Below are 18,959 nucleotides of genomic sequence, written 5' to 3' on the forward strand. Positions count from 1 at the left end.
TTCATGACTCTTGGTCTAAGTGCCATTATTATCGTTTTAGTTGTTATAAATGGATGGCTATTTTTTTCTCGCAGGAAAATTAACAAAGACATAAATGAAATTAGTGACAAGTTAACAGAGATCATCCAACAAGAGACAGCTGAAAAAGTATTACTTCAAACGGATGAACATTTCATCCAGCTTTTGCTTATCCAAATAAATCGTCTCCTGGATTACAACCAAAGGGTAGCTGCAGATTATGCAAAAACGCAAGATAGCTTGAGAAAAATGATCTCGAATATGTCACATGATTTAAAAACACCGCTAACCGTTATTTTAGGGTATGTGGAAAAATTAAAACTGGATAAAAAGATAACTGAGGAAGAGAAGGAGATGACCCTTTTACGCCTTCACGAAAGGGTTTTGAGCTTAATCTCATTACTTAATCAATTCTTTGACCTAGTTAAAATTGAATCAGATGATTATGTGATCCCATTAAGTAAGATACCCATTAATGAGATTTGCAGAAAGACTGTTTTGGAATTTTATGATTTGCTAATTGCGAAAGGACTTCGGGTAGATATCGACATTCCTGAGCAAAATTTTTATATCCTTGGCAATGAGGAAGCATTAACCCGCGTACTTAATAACCTAATCTCAAATTCTATAAGGTACGGAAGTGATGGTGGAATATTTGGTTTATCCCTCCTTGAAAAGGAAGGAGCAGTTGCAGTTGAAATTTGGGATAGAGGGAAGGGGATTGAAGAGGTTCATCAAGATCGGGTATTTGAAAGGCTCTATACATTAGATGATGCAAGAAATCCGCAATTTCAAGGAAGCGGTCTAGGTCTAAGCATTACGAAACGTTTAACTGAAGCAATGAAGGGTACCATCCACCTAAGCAGCAAACCCTTTGAAAAAACAACTTTCACATGTGTTTTTAAACAAATTACCTATTAATCTTTCGTAAAAAGAGGTTAATTTTATATTGAAGCAATCAAGAAAATCATAAAACGAGGATTGTTATATCTTTTCTTCTTTTAAATAACCATAAAAATCTATCATTTTGTATAGAGCCTTTCGCTTTTATCTGGGGACAGATGGAAGAAAGATGGGGAAAGTGTCGAACACTCTTATAAAAGGAATTTGCAGCGTTTGCTTCCTTCAAAAACGTTTGTTGAAAGAAGAACACGGTGCGGGAGCACGATGTTCTTCTTTCAGAGGAAGCACCGATATTTTACGGAAAACATACATTAAGCAAACGTCGATATAGAAATAACACGTTTTCTATACGCTAAGATTATAATGGTTGTTACAAAACTTATCTTTGATCTATAAACTGAACATAGATAAGCGAATGGATTATTGTACATCAATAACTGAGGAAAATCTTCATAATTCCTTTATTCATAAGCGCTCAAAAACTTCTAACTTTCAAAATAAATTCTTAGCGTATGTTTTTAGTCTTTGGCTGTTAGTACCTAATACTCTAAAAATTCACTAAATTTTATTTTTAAGCGTGTCTAAATTTGTCTTCCCTATCTGGAACGGAAATAATTGAAAGCCGAACTCCGTAATAGCTCCTTCTTTGAATATTATCCTATAGTTACTCGGGTTTTTTTAAAGAGCTGTGAGATTGCAATGGTTGCTGCTCCCAAGACGATGGCATCATCGCCTAGTTGGGAGAAACAGATCCGAAGTTGACTTTCATAATAGAGTCTTGCGCGCTCCTTCACAATTTCTTTGACTGGATTGATTAACCATTGTTCCGCAGCTGCCATGATCCCACCGATAACGACTAGTTCAGGGTTAAGAATTCGAACGAGATTGCTGATGCCGATACCGATATTTTTCCCGATTTCCTCAAAAAGCTTGACAACTTCTTGGTTGTCCTCTTTAGCGAGCTGTACAAGGATATCCATATCTAGATGGGTCTTGCCAAAACGGTTTATTATTTCGTTCATCCCCTCTATTTGTTCTGCTCGATTTAAAAGTGTCTTTACGGATGCATAATACTGCCAGCAACCGACATTCCCGCATTCACATACCTCACCATTTATGTCGAAGGTTGTATGGCCTGCCTCACCGGAGAAGCCAAGATTCCCTTTATAAAGTTCTTTATTTATCATGAGACCGGTTCCAATACCGTGACCAATACTAATGTAAAGCATATTCGTAGAATCCTTGCCAAGTCCAAAATCCGTTTCTCCTTGTGTTCCTACCTTAGCTTCATTATTCACGACAACAGGAAGGGAGAAGTCCTTCTCGAGCATAGTTTTTAAATGTATATTTTTCCACTTTAGTGTCGGAGCTATCAGGACGCTACCGTTATCATTGATGGTTCCAGGGAATGCAAGACCAATTCCAACGATGCCATAAGGACTTTCAGGTGCTTTTGAAATAAGGGTCTCTATCACACATTTTAATTTCCCATAGATATCGTCCAAAAGAATGGTAGTAAGTGGGACCTCAACTTTTTCAATTACGTTTCCTTTTAAATCTGTTAAGATGGCCGAAATAAGTTCAACTTTTAAGTTAATGCCTATAGCATAACCTGCAAGATTGTTGAACATTAGGATCACCGGCTTTCGACCACCACTAGATATGCCAGGACCAGTTTCATATACAAAATGACTCTCAATTAATTCATTGACTAGATTAGAAACAGTGCTCTTGTTAAGACCAGTAAGTCTATATAATTCAGAGCGAGAGACAGGAGAGTGCTGTCTAATTGCTTCAAGCACCAGCGTTTTGTTTATTTCTTTTACGAGGAATTGGTCACCCGTTAACGTCATAATGTCACCTCTTGGATATTATGGTTGCATTTAATCATTTTCCATTTTAGTATAATTTGTCAAATAGAATATAGCAAACTTTGTTTATCCTATGGACAAACAAAGTTTGTGTGTGTTAATATTCAGAATATAGAAATTTAGGTGATTATTTTTTCAAACTAAGTCTCTAAAATAATAAATTTACCACGATTGAACGGAAACGTAAGAAATGTTTTTTTTTAGAAAGTAAGCGCTTTATTTCGCGCAGTCCATTTTCTATATAAATAAAGAAGGAGAGATTGTACCTTGCCTATTCAATTTGGGTGTCATGGTTCAACCTGGGAGTTGGATTATGATAAAGAAACAGATTACCTAGATCATATTATTCGTGTAGTAAAGGAAACGGGCTTTCAGGGAATTGACGTCCAGGTCTCTTTACTTGGGAGGTTTAAGAATGCACCAGAACTTCTCAAAGCAGAACTTGATAAACACGGTGTTCAGCTTGCTGCTCTTACACTTCCATTTACTTGGAGCCATAATGAAGAAACAGAGGGGGAACGTAAACTAGCTGATTATTATATGGATTATTTAAAGCACTTTCCTGGTGCCCTTATGAATATTGCTCCAAGAGTCGGCCCCGATCGTGAGCATTTGGCAGAACGACAAAGGGATATTATCCAATGTGCAAACGCATTAGCAAAGAGAGCACATGATCAAGGAATTATTTGTTGCTTTCATCCAAGTTCTCCGCCCACTTCTTATTTTAGAACGGAAGAAGACTATAAAGTTCTGTTTGAAGGGTTGAATGCAAGATATATTGGGTACACGCCTGATGCAGGTCATATTGCCTTTGGGGGTATGGACGTAGTAGAAATTTTTAAAAGATATTTGCCAATGATCAAGCATGTACATATTAAGGATGCTTCCTTTACACCCGAATGGAAAACCATGGGCGAGGGGGATATCGATTTTCCTCAGATTGTACAAATCCTGACGGAGCATGGGTATGAGGGTTGGATAATGGTTGAGGAAGAAACCAAGGAATCAACAGCTGATCCTGATAGTGCAGTGGGCAACATTGGAACTTATGTAAAAAAACATTTAGAGCCGATTGTTAAGGGAGCAAGGACATGAATAAACAATTATTTCTCCCCACACTGCTGATACCAGAAGTGTACTATCCATATAGTAATGAAAAGGGAGCTACCGCCAATATTATTGAAAAGGTTGCTGAGGATGGATTCTATCGAGCAGTTGAAATTGGAAGTGGATATGAAACATCCGAACGAAAGTCAATATTAAAAACAGCTGAAAGTCATAACTTGATTGTCACTGCCTGGCTAACAAACTTGATTATTGAAAAAAATCTTGATGTTTCAGCACTTGATTCAGAAGTAAGGCGTGAAGCCGTAAAATATTTAAAAGAAGCCTTACAGGCAGCCGCAGAGTGTGGCGCATCTAATATCGCATTTATTAGCGGCTTAGACCCGGGGATTAACTTCCGGAAGGATGCGTTTCAGAGTTTTTATCAAACATTATGTGAAGTTTGTGAGGAAGCAGAACGGTTTAATATGAAGGTATTAGTCGAGCCACTTGATCGAGAGGCCCACAAAAAGCGTTTCTTAGGACCAACGAGTGAGGCGGTCGCGTTATTTGAAAAAGTGAGAGTGTCCTACTCTAATATTGGTTTCGCCTTTGATACTGCTCATGCAGCACTCAATGGCGAAAGTATTTATGAAGCGTTAGCGTTAGCAAAACCTTATATAAATCAACTTCACTTTTCAAATGCAGTATTAAATATTGACCATAATTTATATGGTGACCGCCACATTCGAATTGGTAAACCTGGGTTTTTGGACAATCGTGAAATAGGTAATATTTTACAAGCGGTTAAAGATATTGGAATTGCTAGTGATCAAGGATTGCGCGTGTCAATTGAGGTGCGTGGGTCAGAGAAACAAGCTCTTCATGAGAATGAAAAATTGTTACGGGTCGTACTAGAAAAAGCGTTACTAATACACAGCTAGTTATAACCAAAGGGTAATTGCAATTGCCCTAGCTATATTAGGAGAATGAGTGAAAATGAGATACCCATTAGATGAAATCAAAAGGGAAAAGTTAGTGGCCATCATTCGTAGCCACTCTTCTGAAGGACTTGAAAATACTGTGAGAAGCCTTTATCAAGGCGGGATTCGTGCAGTAGAAATAACCATGAATACACCGGGTGCCCTTAACGGAATTGAAAGAGTAAAACAGCTGTATCCCGACTTGCTTATTGGTGCAGGGACGGTTTTAGATTCGGAGACAGCTAGACTTGCTATTTTGTCAGGTGCTAGTTTTTTACTAACACCAACGCTGAAACATCAAACCATCGAGATAGCCAATCGTTATAATACACCAATTATTCCAGGCGTACTTACCCCTACGGAGGCATTAACGGCATATGAATACGGGGCGAAAATGGTAAAAATCTTTCCCGTAAGCCATTTTGGACCCAAATATCTTACCGATTTAAAGGGACCCTTGCCATTTATTGAAACCATGGCAGTCGGAGGGATTTCCTTGGATAATGTTCACACTTATTTTAAGGCTGGAGCAAATTCTGTAGGAATTGGCAGCACTCTCGTTAATGACCAACTAGTCCAACAAGGTGATTTTGGAGAAATTGAGAAACGGGCAGCGCAATTTGTGGAAAGCGTAAAAAATTTTAATCACCAATAGAAATATAAGAAAAGTGGTGATAGGTAATGAAAGTTATCTTAATTGACTCTGGTACAACGAATTCAAGACTTAGACTAATGGATCGAGAAAGCTATACGATCATCGATTCAGAAAAGGTTCGTGTCGGTGTTAGGGATACCGCCATAAAAGGGAACAATAAAAATTTGATCGAGCAGATAAGAGCGGGTATAGGAAAGCTATTAACAAATAATAAGCTTGTACCTGATGATATCGAATATATAGCTGCTTCAGGAATGATCACTTCTAATCTAGGAGTATATGAAATTCCTCATATTACTAGTCCTGCAAGCCTGTCGGACTTCGCAGTTCATTCTAAAGTTATAAAATTAGAAGCGTTCTATGAAATACCATGTATTTTTATTCCAGGGATGAAAAACAAAGTGCATGTCGATGGCGATGATTTGTTAGCAAACATAAATGATTTTGATGTCATGCGCGGTGAGGAAGTGGAATCTTTTGGTCTGATAAGACAATTTGATGTTAAAGGAAAAGGAATAATGGTACTTCCTGGTTCTCATACAAAATTTGTCGCAGTAGATGAGCACCAGTCATTAACGCATTGTCTATCAACGTTGGGGGGAGAAACCCTAATGGCATTGCAGAAAGAAACAATCCTTTCTAGTTCGCTTGACCAAACGTTGGTAGAAAGTATTGACGAAGAAATGCTCAAAGCCGGTTTTAACGCTGCAAAACAATATGGGTTAACAAGGAGCTTTTATCATGTCCGATTACTTCATTTATTTGCGCATTTGAATGAGAATCAACGGGCTAATTATTTTGTTGGATCGATTATTTACAATGATGTTCAAGCCCTTTTTCAATCAATAGAGGATAAGGGAGAAATCAAATGGTTCATTGTTGGGGGATCTAACCCCTTAAGGAAGGCATTCGCTTATCTATTAAAATATACTAATTGCAAGTGGGAAATCATTGAGGCAAATGAACAACAAGTAGAAAATTCCCTCATATTCGGTGCTAGTGACATTATTTCAAATAAAAAAGGAATGCGCTCGATAAGGTTGTAACCAAATTAACTAAGGTGGGGAAAATATGAAGAAGTCGGTAAAGGTATTTGGAGCGGTTATTATTTCAATTATACTTACAGTATTGGCAGCATGCAGCAGTGATACTAGCACTACGGATTCTGAATCTGGTAAGGGATCAGATTTCCCCAAAAAGTCCATAACGTTAATTGCTCCTAGCACTGCTGGTGGTGGAACAGATGCAACCGCTAGAGCCTTAGCGGCCGAAGCGGAGAAATTGTTAGGACAAGCCATTGGAGTTGTGAATAAGCCAGGTGGTAGTGGATCTATTGGAATGACTGAGGGTGCCAATGCTAAGCCAGATGGATATACAGTAACAATGGCTTTTGTTGAATTAACGATGTATGAACACCTTGGTCTTTCACCGCTTACCCCAAAGCAAATTAAGCCAGTTGCATTAATCAATTTCGATCCTGCTGCATTAACTGTACCCGCTGATGCACCATATGACACCTTAGATGAATTCATTGCTTACGTTAAAGAACATCCAGGTGAAGTGAAAATTGGCAACTCTGGTACAGGCTCAATTTGGCATATTGCTGCTGCGAATTTAGAAACAAATGCTGATATTAAAGTAAATCACGTTCCATTTGAAGGTGCAGCTCAAGCAGCTACCGCACTTGTTGGCGGTCATGTGGACGCAGTCACAGTAAGTCCAGCGGAGGTAAAAGCACAGCTCGATGCAGGAAATGTGAAAACACTTGCAGTTATGTCAGACAATCGCTCAGATATCATTCCAGATGTTCCGACATTTAAGGAAGCTGGTTTGGATGTAGCACCAATAGGTACTTGGAGAGGTTTAACTGTTCCAAAAGATACTCCTGATGAAGTCGTTGCAGTTTTAGAAGATGCATTCTTAAAGGCTGCTGAAAAGGAAAGCTTCACGAAATTCATGTCTAATAGCGGTCTTGGTATCCAGCTGAAAAGCTCTTCAGAGTTTAGGACGTTTATGGATGAAAACTACGAATTTTATGGAGAAATTATCTCTGGACTTGATTTGAATTAAACAAAGAATAAGAGATTGGGAAATTCCCAATCTCTATTTTTAAAATGAAACTTGTGCAAAGAGACAAATTTCTAGGGGGAGGAAGATAGATGAGAACTCCAAACGTCATTTGTGGATTTATTGTTATGTGTATTGCAGGATTCTTTTACGCACAGTCTTATCAGATTAAAGAAGTAAATGTTGCAGAAATAGGACCGATTATTATACCGAGGATTTATTGCGGACTTTTGATTATTCTAGGCGGAATCGTCGTCATTCAAGGGTTTTTAGATAAGAGTGCTAAAGAGGAAAGGGAAAACACTATGGGCTATGCAGTTGCATCAATGGGGTTTGTCCTTCTATATATCTTATTGATCCCATTTACCGGATTTTATCTATCCACCGTATTGCTTGTAGCTGGATTATTATGGTTTTCAAAGGTTAGAAATAAAATTATCCTTACATCCGTTCCTTTAGGGGCTGCATTATTTATCTATATCGGATTTGAAAAACTGTTAAAAGTGGCTATTCCAGTGGGTTCGTTATTTTCATAGGTGGAGGTGAATGAATTGAATATATTAGTAGACGGATTAACGAATATTATGCAGTGGCAAGTTCTGTTAACGTTAATTGTGGGGACGATCATCGGAATCACAATTGGTTCATTACCAGGGCTAACATCAACGATGGGGGTTGCGGTGATACTGCCAGTAACCTTTGGGATGGAGCCGGTTACTGGTATTTTATTGCTTATTGGTGTGTATTTTGGTTCAGTATACGGTGGTTCCTTAACCGCCATTTTGATCAATACACCAGGAACCCCTGCTTCGGCAGCAACGGCGCTTGATGGTTATGCGATGGCAAAAGGAGGATTAGCGCATAAAGCATTAACAATATCAACACTCTCATCAGCCATTGGCGGGACTCTAAGTGTCATCGTGTTGATATTGGTAGCACCACAATTAGCAAACTTTGCGCTAAAGTTTAGCGCTCCAGAGACTTTTGCACTCGCGTTATTTGGTTTATCGATCATCTCAAGTTTGGCTGGAAAGTCTCTTGTAAAAGGTCTTATTACTGGAGTCATGGGATTGTTAATCGCCACCATTGGTTTAGACCCTATGGTTGGGATTCCGAGATTTACGTTTGATCGGATGGAACTAATTGGCGGGGTTAACTTTATTCCGATTATGATTGGGTTATTTGCTGCATCAGAAGCATTTAAATCAATGGAGGATGCTTTTTCAACCAGAAAACTAATTATTACGGTAGAAAAGGTGAAGTTAAAGTGGCGTGAATTTAAAGCGTTAATTGGAACTATTCTGCGTTCAACTGGAATTGGTACGTTTATTGGGATGATTCCAGGTGCGGGTGCTGACATTGCTGCATTTGTTGCTTATAACGAAACAAAACGTTTTTCAAAAAATAAAGAGATGTTTGGAAAAGGAGAACCAAAAGGTGTTGCAGCACCGGAGTCGGCGAATAATGCTGTAACCGGCGGTGCGATGATTCCTTTATTAACATTAGGAATTCCAGGGGATGCTGTTACAGCCGTCCTTTTAGGGGCTTTAATGGTTCAAGGAATCCAACCTGGTCCAATGTTATTTGAAACAAATGGTTCTTTAGTCTACACCTTATTTATTGGGATGCTTCTTGCAAACTTATTAATTATCATCATTGGTTTACCTGGAATTCGTTTATTTACGAAGATTTTACTTGTACCGAAGGCAGTGTTAACACCACTGATCTTTGTTCTTTGTATTGTTGGCTCTTATTCATTAGGTAATAGCTATTTTGATGTGATTGTTATGTTTATTGCAGGCATCATTGGATATTTTATGCAACGGTATGACTTTCCAGCTTCTCCATTAATATTAGGACTAATTTTAGGACCAATGATGGAAAGCAATCTTCGTCGTTCTCTTGTTATGTCTGAAGGGGATATTAGTATCTTTTTTACTAGACCAATATCAGCCGTGCTAATCATAATCGCGATTATTACTTTGTTCACACCAATGATTACAAGGTTTCTCAAAAAGTCGAATGTATCATAAGGAGACGGATTAACTATGAAGATTAGAAGCTATGAACTATTTCAAGTCCCTCCGCGGTGGTTATTTTTGAAAATAGAAACAGATGAAGGGATTGTTGGATGGGGAGAACCAGTCATTGAAGGAAGAGCTTCGACTGTTAAGGCCTGTGTAGAAGAGTTGATGGAATATTTAATCGATAAGGATCCATTACGAATTGAGGATCACTGGAGCATGCTATATCGTTCCGGTTTTTACCGTGGCGGTCCGATTTTAATGAGTGCAATCTCTGGAATTGACCAAGCCCTTTGGGATATTAAAGGAAAATATTATAATGCTCCGGTCTACCAACTGCTAGGTGGTGCATGCCGGGATTCCATCAAGGTCTATTCATGGATTGGCGGAGATCGCCCTTCTGAAGTTGGGCACGCAGCAAAAATGGTTGCTGACGCCGGTTTTACAGCCGTAAAAATGAATGCAACTGAGGAATTGCAATATGTGGATTCTTACGAAAAGATTGATCAGGTGATAGAGCGAATTGCTGCTGTACGTGAAGCAGCCGGAAATTATATTGGAATTGGAATCGATTTTCATGGTCGTGTACATAAACCAATGGCAAAGATCCTTGCAAAGGAATTAGAGCCATTCCGTCCAATGTTCATTGAAGAGCCTGTGCTTTCAGAAAATCTTGAAGCACTAAGAGACATCGCAAATCATACGACCATTCCAATCGCAACGGGGGAGAGAATGTTTTCGCGTTGGGATTTCAAATCGTTACTTGCTGATGGATATGTTGACATTATTCAGCCTGATTTATCTCATGCTGGAGGAATAACGGAATGCAAAAAAATCGCCTCAATGGCGGAAGCTTATGATGTGGCTCTTGCACCGCATTGTCCATTAGGACCGATTGCTCTTGCATCCTGCCTGCAAGTAGATGCAACCGCATATAATGCCTTCATTCAGGAGCAAAGTTTGGGGATTCATTACAACCAGGGAAGTGATCTGCTTGATTATATAAAGGATGCTTCTGTTTTTGATTATAAGGATGGGTATGTCAGCATTCCCCAAGGTCCTGGGTTAGGGATTGAGATTGATGAAGAGTTTGTAAGAAAACAAGCCGAAGTGGGCCATAATTGGAAAAATCCTGTTTGGCGTCATAAGGATGGTAGTATTGCAGAATGGTAGAATCATGATTATGTTGAGATTAAAAAACCTGTTATTTAAAGTAGAACGACCCTGAATACATTTGAGGGAGAGTTAAAATGAAGCCAAAAGTTTTTATTGCAAAGCCTATTCCAAAAGAAGTAGAGAATTATATTGCGCAATATTGTGATTACAAGATATGGAAAAACCAGGAGCCAATCCCCATGGATGTTCTTTTAAAGGAAGTAGCTGACGTGGAAGGTCTCATGACACCAAAAGGGATTATTACGAGGGAGTTTTTAGAAAAAGCCCCGCGATTGAAAATTGTTAGTAATATTGCAGTTGGTTATGATGCTTTTGATATCCATGCCATGAAGGAACAAGGCGTATTAGGTACTCATACTCCATATGTGCTGGATGAATCGGTTGCCGACTTGGCTTTTGGTCTGATCCTTTCTGCTTCTAGAAGAATAACAGAATTTAACAATATGGTTAAAGGTGGAAAATGGGATAAATCCATTCGTGAAACGTATTTCTACGGTCAAGATGTCCATCATGCCACATTAGGTATTATTGGTATGGGACGAATTGGTGAAAAAATTGCCCGAAGAGCTGCACTTGGATTTGAAATGAAAGTTCTCTATAACAGTATAAGGAGAAAACCCGTTTTGGAGGAGAAATATGGCATTCATTATAGTGAGCTCAATCCTTTATTAGAAAGTGCAGATTTTGTGTTATTGATGCTGCCGCTGAATAATTCCACCTATCATTTTTTTGGAGAAGAGCAGTTTAACCGGATGAAATCAAATGCGATTTTTATCAATTGTTCAAGGGGACAGGTGGTAGATGAAACAGCGCTTATTGCTGCACTAAAAGAAGGCAAAATTTATGGGGCAGGGTTGGATGTATTCGAAGTAGAACCAGTGGATAAGGAGAACCCACTCTTGAAAATGGACAATGTTGTAGTGCTCCCGCATATCGGCTCCGCCACGGAACAAACCCGATTTGATATGGCCATGAAAGCGGCGGAGAATTTAGTAGCATGTGTCACAGGACGAGTGCCTGAAAACGTGGTTCAGGAACTGAAATGTCTTGTAAAATAGTAGCTGATTAATGAGGAGGAAGTGGAGGGCTAATTTGATTGCAGGGTACAAATACTCTGATTAATGGAGTAAAAAAGCCTTGGGTTGGTTTAGGAGTCTTTGATGTGGAGGTTGGTCAAGTTGTTGTTGAAGCTGTAAAACCTGTCATACGAAATGGTTATTGCAGTATAAAGGAGAATTAACGTTATGAAATACTTAGTAATAGGAGCCGGTGGTACGGGTGGAATTATCGGTGCATTTATGACAGAGTCTGGTAAGGATGTAACAATAATCGCCAGAGGAAAACATCTTGAGGAGATTCAAAAAAATGGTATGAAAATGGAGACGACATCTAAAGGAGATTATACAGTCTACCCCATGAAGGCATGCGATATGGATCATTACCATGAACAGCCAGATGTAATTTTCGTGTGTGTAAAAGGCTATTCGCTGGAGGATACCGTTCCTTTTATCAAAAGAGTAGCCCATCATGATACGGTCGTTATTCCAATACTAAATATCTATGGAACTGGCAGTAAGCTACAAGTGCTTTTGCCAGACATATTGGTGACAGATGGCTGTATTTATGTGGCTGCGGAGATTAAAGAGCCAGGTGTGATTTGGCAGAATGGAGATATTTTCCGGATAGTATATGGTGTAAGAAAAACAGAGGAATATCGTCCAGTTCTTGAACAGGTATCCAAAGATTTGAAGGATAGCGGCATCGAAGGAATTATATCTGATAATATCAAGAGAGATACTCTACAAAAGTTTACTTATGTATCTCCATTTTCTGCATGCGGTGTGTATTATGATATTAATGCTGAAGCTGCTCAGCATAAGGGAAAAGTAAGAGATACTTTTGTTTCTTTAATGTGGGAGATTGATGCACTGGCTCAAGCTATGGGTATATACTTTTCTGTGGATATTGTAGAAACCAATTTGGAGATCTTAGATAATCTATCACCCTCAGCTTCTAGTTCTATGCAGAGGGATTTAAAACAGGGTAGGAATTCTGAAATAGATGGACTTATATTTGAAGTAGTTCGTTTGGGCAGACAATATGATGTTCCTGTGCCCACTTATGAATTCATTGCACAAAAACTTGGATTTAAAGCCTAATTAACAACTACGATTCTTGATTGTCACAGCCTAGCTAACAAATCTGATTATTGAAAAAGACCTTGATGTTTCAGTACTGGATTCAGAAAAAAGGTGTTAAACCGTAAAATATTTAAAAGAAGGTTTACAGGCATCTGTAAAGTGTGGCTCTTCCTTATATAGGATCTGCTACTGGAAAAGCACGATTTGATATGTCGATGAAAGCCGCTAAGAACTTAGTTGCTGGTGTTACCAAGCAAGATACCTGAAAATGTTGTGCCTGAACTACAATCTCTTTAAAAACTATGAATAAGGAAGGGGAAACGTATGTTAACAAGTTTGCAGGATACAGTTACATTAAATAATGGTGTAAAAATGCCTTGGGTAGGTTTGGGTGTCTTTAAAGTGGAAGATGGACAGGTTGTTGTGGATTCAGTGAAATCTGCAATTAAGAATGGATATCGCAGCATTGATACGGCTTCTTATTATAATAATGAAAAAGGTGTAGGGCAGGGAATTAAGGAATCAGGTGTACCTAGAGAAGAACTGTTTATTACCTCAAAGGTGTGGAATTCTGATCAAGGGTATGAATCAACCTTAAAATCATTCGAATTAAGTCTTACCAAACTTGGTTTAGAGTATCTTGATCTTTATCTTATTCACTGGCCGGTAAAAGGGAAGTATAAAGAAACATGGAAAGCGTTAGAAAAAGTATATAAGGAGGGGAAAGTAAGGGCTATTGGTGTAAGTAATTTCAATATCCACCATTTGGAAGACCTACTAATAGATTGTGAGATTAAACCAGCCATCAATCAAGTGGAGTACCATCCGCATTTAACTCAGGTAGAGCTACAAGAATTTTGTAAGCAAAATGGAATCCAGCTGGAAGCTTGGTCACCCTTAAAAAAGGGTCTTCTTCTTAATGATCCAACGATTGTCAATATTGCTGCTAGCCATAAAAAAGCTCCTTCACAAGTGATATTACGCTGGGATCTGCAAAATAAAGTCATCACGATTCCCAAATCAATTAAAGAACATCGGATTATCGAAAATGCTGATATTTTTGATTTTCAGCTTTCTGAGGAAGAAATGGAAAAAATAAACTCCCTCAATCTAAATGAACGTACTGGAGCTGATCCCGATACCTTTAACTTTTAATGGATCGTTAAGGAGTGAAAAGGATGAAATACGTAATCGGGATTGATTTAGGAACGAGTGCAGTCAAGGCAATTTTAATTAATCAGTCCGGTGAATTGATAGCGGAAGCTTCGTATTCCTATCCACTTATTCAAAAAAGAGCGGGGTATAGTGAACAGGATCCTGCTGAGTGGGTTAGACAAACAATAAAGGCCATTGCGGATATAATGGCGAAGTTTAAAGGTAATCCTAGCGATATCGAAGGAATTAGTTACTCCGGACAAATGCATGGGCTAGTATTATTAGATAAGGATTTTCAACTATTACGTCCTGCGATTCTTTGGAATGACACAAGAACAAGTTCCCAATGTAAATCAATTATTAAGGAATTTGGAACGGAGATTTTGGCTATCTCAAAAAATTCAGTAGTAGAAGGCTTCACCCTTCCTAAACTCTTATGGGTGAAAGAACATGAACCTGATATTTTTAAACAATCAGCCGTATTCCTACTACCTAAGGATTATATTCGCTATTGGATGACAGGAAAAATTCATACTGACTATTCTGATGCAGCAGGAACTCTTCTTTTAGATATAGTAAACAAGGAATGGAATGCGGAGATTCTTAATAAATTTAATATTCCCGAAACACTGTGTCCACCGCTGTTGGAGTCTCATGAACTTGTCGGCACAGTAAAACCAGAAGTTGCCAATCTATTAGGGTTTGCAGCCCAAACGAAAGTGTTTGCTGGAGGTGCTGATAACGCCTGTGGAGCAATTGGGGCGGGGATTTTGTCACCAGATACAACATTATGTAGTATTGGCACATCAGGGGTTATTCTTTCCTATGAATCGAATAAAGAAACAGAATATCAAGGCAGGCTTCACTTTTTTAATCATGGAAAGGAAGACGCCTTTTATTCTATGGGCGTAACCTTAGCTGCTGGTCAAAGTCTAACTTGGTTTAAAAACACATTTGCAGAAAATGAAACTTTTAATCAACTAATAGAAGGGATTGATGAGATTCCAGTTGGTTCAGATGGATTAATCTTTACCCCCTATTTGTTTGGAGAAAGAACCCCTTATCCGGATGCTATCATTCGTGGAAGTTTCATAGGAATGAACGGTGCCCATCATAGATCGCATTTTGTTCGTGCTGTGATGGAGGGAGTCACTTTTTCCCTAAACGAATCTATTTCCCTTTTTCGTCAAAAAGGAAAACGGGTGGATACAATTATTTCTGTTGGTGGTGGAGCAAAAAATGACAGTTGGTTGCAAATGCAGGCTGATATCTTTAATGCCCGTATAGTAAAGCTGAAAAATGAACAAGGACCTAGTTTAGGTGCTGCAATGTTAGCCGCATATGGAGTTGGATGGTTTCCTTCATTGAATGAATGTGCCAAGAAATTTATTATTTATACTAAGGATTTTCACCCTCAAAAGGATCAAGTTGAACAATACCAATCGTTATTTGAAGTCTATCAAATGGTGTATTCTCATACAAAGGAAATCAACGAGAAATTAATCCAGTTTCGCTCATAACATAATTTCTAATTCCGGCACCTGGGATAACCCTAAAGATAAGTTAAGGTAATCTATTCTAGTCACCAATAACTCTTAGATATCACCAGCAGCAACCTTAGAGAGATGGTCATCAAATTGTGTATCAGTTTTCTTATGATACAGAATAACTAAAATTAAGAACTACATTGAATTGGCAAAAGATATAAGTTATATACGATAGATAAGATTGTTGTAAATGAGTTATGCAGTTTCCTGACTCTACTCATCTAGGTTGACTCGACTTTGGCGACATTCTTTTCCTTGCCTTTAACTTTATTCAAAGAGAATGCTGCCCGACTTAATATAAGAAGAACACGGTGCGGGAGCACGATGTTCTTCTTCTTGTCTTTAAAAGTTATGTATAGAAATAATGTAAAATAATATACAGAACGATACGTATATAATTTAATTTCCTATGACTTCCCTTGGTTCGATAGAAAACAATTCATCGACTGTTGCCCCTAGAAATTCTGCCATTGCCAAAGCAACCACTACAGATGGATTGTAATTATTAGCTTTAATGAGGGCGACCGTATTCACCGTTACTCCCATATAAGCAGCCATCTCTTTATATAAATCTTGTAATGTCAAAGACTGATTGCGTTCAATTGTAAGTTTAGCCTGTTTAACTCTTAAATACCTGTCTAAGTTATTTTTTAATTTGAATGGATATTCTCTTCTAGCCATAAAAAGACCTCCGTATGTATTGTCTAATCAATTCTACCCATTGGTACCCGTTTTAATTTTTTGATCTTCCTTTAGTTTAAATATTTCTTCCACAGGTACTTGAAAGTATTCAGCAATCTTCAATGCAACGGGTAAGGAAGGTTGATTTACGCCCCTCTTAATCATTAATATGGAATCCCTAGTTACTTGGCAATAATCAGCTAAATCCTGCTCTACCTCTCTTATCAGGACATTTAATCCATTCTTTTCAGCAACCTTTTCTGCTTTTTTAATATTAATGTAGTGACGCAGAGTGTTAGTTGTCGAGTATGTGTATACTGCATTTCTAGATGACATTGCAGATTCTCCTTTTCCCAATTAGTTGTCTTTTATATATTTTGTTTCTTTACATCTTCTAAAAGAAATGGCAACTGTTTATTTATCATTTGTCTAATAATAAAGTCATTATTAATCCCTTTTTTCTTCTCAAAATGACTTAATGAAACAATAGAATCATTACCTGTCCGATTATACACCTCTACAAAACACATCAGTTGTATCTGATTATTATTCACACCTATTAATAGCCCAAAATCCTCATCATAAATAGCTTGTTTTTCTGATTCAGTCATTTTCTCTAAACTTCCGCCTGTTAAAAAATAACCCAAGAGCTTTTCCGAAATATCATTTATTAATACTAGATTAAGAATTAATTGGAAATCTTGTATTCCTTCTGTATCCATTTCAAAAGCAACTTCGCCATATCGAATGATTGGTTTTACTTCAGTATTTACCATTTTATTTTCTCCGTCTTCTATTGAGACTGGGGTAAACGCTCTATTTGAAGATTTATATAAAGGGCTAAAAAGATTTTGAATAAATTCGTTATTTGAGTTTTCATCTTTTGTAAGCTGTTTGGACTCTCTGACTTTACTCAATTCTTTATTTAAATCTACTGTGATTATTTTTGAACTTGTATCATATGAAGCAAAATATTTACTTGTCGTTTCTATATTTATATTTGTTTTAAATTGAAGAAAACGAATGAATTCTTTGCATGTAATGCGAATCGGTTTCCCTTCTTTAATACCATCAGGAATACTATAAGAATCCTCTTCATTTTGATCCACTATTTGAATTAATAACTGATTAGAATCCTCTGATATACCAAATCGAACTTTTTCTCCGCCTTTTAAATATTGAGTAGCAGCTTGGCTTAAAGTAATCCCGTAAGAAGCAATAGATATCGTTAACATTCCTTGTTGTGGTGAAAACCAACTAATCCCTGTCATAAGAGCATCTCCCTTTTTATGTATCTGATTTTCGTCCTTTGTTAATTAAATTATACCGATTTTTATCGATTTTGTCAATTATATTATAAAATTATATTTATTTTATATTGATTTTGTATCATAACTAATAAAAATATAAAATGAAGAGATTAACGAAATGCTTGAAACTATTCTGTTGGGCAGGGGAAGTGGAAAGAATCGGGCACTCTAATAAAAAGAATGCAGCAGCAAGTTCTCCCCTCAATATTTGCCTGACTTAATGAAAGAAGAACACAGGGAGAATAGAAACTTAGGAGGCAACACCATAAAAAGAGTTACTATAGATGATATGGTTCTCTTTTGGCAATATGATATGATACTCCTAGTAGTCTATTCACTACAATACGAGATTAGGAGAAGTAAGATGAAAAAATGGATAGTATGTTTATTGTTGTTAGCCTCTAGTTTACTATTCCCTTTTAACGCACTAGGGAAAACAGCACCGCAGCTCGAAGGTAGTAATGTTTTATCTAGCTCTTTTGCTGAAAAGGACGGAAACATTTATTATCTAAACAACTACACTTTGCCGGGGAAAAAAAGCGGAATTTATAAAATGAGCAAGGATTTAAAAAAGGCTACTCTTATAAAACAAGGGTTATTTTCAAACATCAAAGTTTACAAAAATAGTATGTTTGTGTTTAATGACGATAGTTCTAAACTTCAACAAATGTCATTTAAAGGAAAAGTAATTAAGGAATACTCAAGAGTAAATAATTCATCCTATGTAATTAATAAAGATAAAATTTATTACATAGGAGCAGATGGATTCTTCCAAATAAATATAGATGGAACTAAAAATACATTTATTTATGAACCACAAGGTACTGTTCAGGAATTTACGATAAACAATGGTTGGATTTATTTTGTTTATGATATCTTCTTAGGCGATGAAGAAGAAGGGGATTATACAATCGATGAATACTTCGCTAAAGTCCCGATAAATGGGACGGATGAAGAATCTGTATTATTAGACAACATAAATAATATTGATTCGATTATCATTAGAAATGGTTTTATTTATGCTGTAATTCATAAGTATGCTGACGAGAATGGCAGAAACTTATTCCGTATGGATTTAGATGGAAAAAACATTAAAAAGATTTCATCTTCTAATGTATCTTCAGCGTTCATAGATTCGAAATATATCTATTTTGAATATAACACATTTGATGAAAAGCAATATTTATATAAAATGACGGTAGACGGAAAGAATAAGAAAAGAATAGCAATGATTCCAGGCACTGTATCAAATATTGAATATTTAAATGGTGCATTTTATATGGAAATCCAACGGCTTCCGGCATCTTATACTATGGAATTATTTAAAGTATCCATTAAGTAGAATCCTAAACGATTATCTTAGCCACGTTCATTGTAAGCCCGA

General features: G+C 37.4%; 19 protein-coding genes. 15 read left to right on the plus strand and 4 right to left on the minus strand.

Annotated features, from left to right (window positions below):
• Positions 1 to 3 precede the first annotated feature (3 nt).
• Positions 4 to 939 (plus strand): sensor histidine kinase, encoded by a 936-nt coding sequence (locus C1726_RS06835; RefSeq protein ID WP_102272506.1) that lies wholly within the window; start codon positions 4 to 6, stop codon positions 937 to 939.
• A gap of 635 nt (positions 940 to 1,574) precedes the next feature.
• Here the strand turns inward: C1726_RS06835 and C1726_RS06840 are convergent.
• Positions 1,575 to 2,774 (minus strand): ROK family transcriptional regulator, encoded by a 1,200-nt coding sequence (locus C1726_RS06840; protein ID WP_102272507.1) that lies wholly within the window; start codon positions 2,772 to 2,774, stop codon positions 1,575 to 1,577.
• Between the two features lie 285 nt (positions 2,775 to 3,059).
• Between C1726_RS06840 and C1726_RS06845 the strand changes: the two genes are divergently transcribed.
• The 13 genes from C1726_RS06845 to xylB all read left to right on the plus strand — a co-directional run bounded on the left by C1726_RS06845 (position 3,060) and on the right by xylB (position 15,557).
• Positions 3,060 to 3,887 carry a sugar phosphate isomerase/epimerase family protein gene (locus tag C1726_RS06845; protein WP_102272508.1) on the plus strand — a complete coding sequence of 276 codons (828 nt, stop codon included), beginning with the start codon at positions 3,060 to 3,062 and terminating at the stop codon, positions 3,885 to 3,887.
• Positions 3,884 to 4,780: a sugar phosphate isomerase/epimerase family protein gene (locus tag C1726_RS06850; protein ID WP_102272509.1), complete on the plus strand. Its 897-nt coding sequence runs from the start codon at positions 3,884 to 3,886 to the stop codon at positions 4,778 to 4,780. The genes C1726_RS06845 and C1726_RS06850 overlap by 4 nt, the downstream gene beginning before the upstream one ends.
• 55 nt (positions 4,781 to 4,835) lie before the next feature.
• Entirely contained in the window at positions 4,836 to 5,474 is a 639-nt protein-coding gene (locus C1726_RS06855) for a bifunctional 4-hydroxy-2-oxoglutarate aldolase/2-dehydro-3-deoxy-phosphogluconate aldolase (protein WP_102272510.1), read from the plus strand.
• Positions 5,475 to 5,500: 26 nt separating this feature from the next.
• The gene (locus C1726_RS06860) at positions 5,501 to 6,520 is read left to right on the plus strand and encodes a 2-dehydro-3-deoxygalactonokinase (protein WP_102272511.1); all 1,020 of its coding nucleotides are present in this window, start codon (positions 5,501 to 5,503) and stop codon (positions 6,518 to 6,520) included.
• A gap of 25 nt (positions 6,521 to 6,545) precedes the next feature.
• Entirely contained in the window at positions 6,546 to 7,544 is a 999-nt protein-coding gene (locus tag C1726_RS06865; protein ID WP_102272512.1) for a tripartite tricarboxylate transporter substrate binding protein, read from the plus strand.
• Positions 7,545 to 7,633: 89 nt separating this feature from the next.
• Positions 7,634 to 8,077 carry a tripartite tricarboxylate transporter TctB family protein gene (locus tag C1726_RS06870; RefSeq protein WP_102272513.1) on the plus strand — a complete coding sequence of 148 codons (444 nt, stop codon included), beginning with the start codon at positions 7,634 to 7,636 and terminating at the stop codon, positions 8,075 to 8,077.
• 15 nt (positions 8,078 to 8,092) lie between these two features.
• On the plus strand, positions 8,093 to 9,574 hold the full coding sequence (locus C1726_RS06875) for a tripartite tricarboxylate transporter permease (protein WP_235822724.1): 1,482 nt from the start codon (positions 8,093 to 8,095) through the stop codon (positions 9,572 to 9,574).
• A gap of 15 nt (positions 9,575 to 9,589) precedes the next feature.
• Entirely contained in the window at positions 9,590 to 10,738 is a 1,149-nt protein-coding gene (gene dgoD / locus C1726_RS06880; RefSeq protein WP_102272514.1) for a galactonate dehydratase, read from the plus strand.
• A 77-nt stretch (positions 10,739 to 10,815) separates the two neighbouring features.
• Entirely contained in the window at positions 10,816 to 11,799 is a 984-nt protein-coding gene (locus tag C1726_RS06885) for a 2-hydroxyacid dehydrogenase (RefSeq protein ID WP_102272515.1), read from the plus strand.
• Positions 11,800 to 11,837: 38 nt separating this feature from the next.
• The gene (locus C1726_RS26115) at positions 11,838 to 11,981 is read left to right on the plus strand and encodes a hypothetical protein (protein ID WP_180968130.1); all 144 of its coding nucleotides are present in this window, start codon (positions 11,838 to 11,840) and stop codon (positions 11,979 to 11,981) included.
• A 4-nt stretch (positions 11,982 to 11,985) separates the two neighbouring features.
• On the plus strand, positions 11,986 to 12,900 hold the full coding sequence (locus tag C1726_RS06890) for a ketopantoate reductase family protein (RefSeq protein ID WP_102272516.1): 915 nt from the start codon (positions 11,986 to 11,988) through the stop codon (positions 12,898 to 12,900).
• 306 nt (positions 12,901 to 13,206) lie between these two features.
• A complete protein-coding gene (locus tag C1726_RS06900; RefSeq protein WP_102272517.1) occupies positions 13,207 to 14,037 on the plus strand; it encodes an aldo/keto reductase in 831 nt (276 codons plus the stop codon).
• Positions 14,038 to 14,060: 23 nt separating this feature from the next.
• The gene (gene xylB / locus C1726_RS06905; RefSeq protein ID WP_102272518.1) at positions 14,061 to 15,557 is read left to right on the plus strand and encodes a xylulokinase; all 1,497 of its coding nucleotides are present in this window, start codon (positions 14,061 to 14,063) and stop codon (positions 15,555 to 15,557) included.
• A 426-nt stretch (positions 15,558 to 15,983) separates the two neighbouring features.
• Here the strand turns inward: xylB and C1726_RS25880 are convergent, their stop codons facing one another.
• The 3 genes from C1726_RS25880 to C1726_RS06920 are packed head-to-tail and all read right to left on the minus strand — an operon-like array spanning position 15,984 to position 17,536.
• Positions 15,984 to 16,265 carry a helix-turn-helix transcriptional regulator gene (locus tag C1726_RS25880; protein WP_142385065.1) on the minus strand — a complete coding sequence of 94 codons (282 nt, stop codon included), beginning with the start codon at positions 16,263 to 16,265 and terminating at the stop codon, positions 15,984 to 15,986.
• A gap of 33 nt (positions 16,266 to 16,298) precedes the next feature.
• On the minus strand, positions 16,299 to 16,601 hold the full coding sequence (locus C1726_RS06915) for a helix-turn-helix transcriptional regulator (RefSeq protein ID WP_102272519.1): 303 nt from the start codon (positions 16,599 to 16,601) through the stop codon (positions 16,299 to 16,301).
• A 32-nt stretch (positions 16,602 to 16,633) separates the two neighbouring features.
• Positions 16,634 to 17,536 carry a hypothetical protein gene (locus C1726_RS06920; protein WP_102272520.1) on the minus strand — a complete coding sequence of 301 codons (903 nt, stop codon included), beginning with the start codon at positions 17,534 to 17,536 and terminating at the stop codon, positions 16,634 to 16,636.
• Between the two features lie 403 nt (positions 17,537 to 17,939).
• Here C1726_RS06920 and C1726_RS06925 point away from each other — a divergent pair, with 403 nt between their 5' ends.
• Positions 17,940 to 18,917: a DUF5050 domain-containing protein gene (locus tag C1726_RS06925; protein WP_180968131.1), complete on the plus strand. Its 978-nt coding sequence runs from the start codon at positions 17,940 to 17,942 to the stop codon at positions 18,915 to 18,917.
• The last annotated feature ends 42 nt before the right edge of the window (positions 18,918 to 18,959 follow it).

The organism is Cytobacillus massiliigabonensis (assembly GCF_900199725.1).
In the GTDB taxonomy this organism is placed as follows: Bacteria; Bacillota; Bacilli; order Bacillales; family Cytobacillaceae; genus Cytobacillus; species Cytobacillus massiliigabonensis.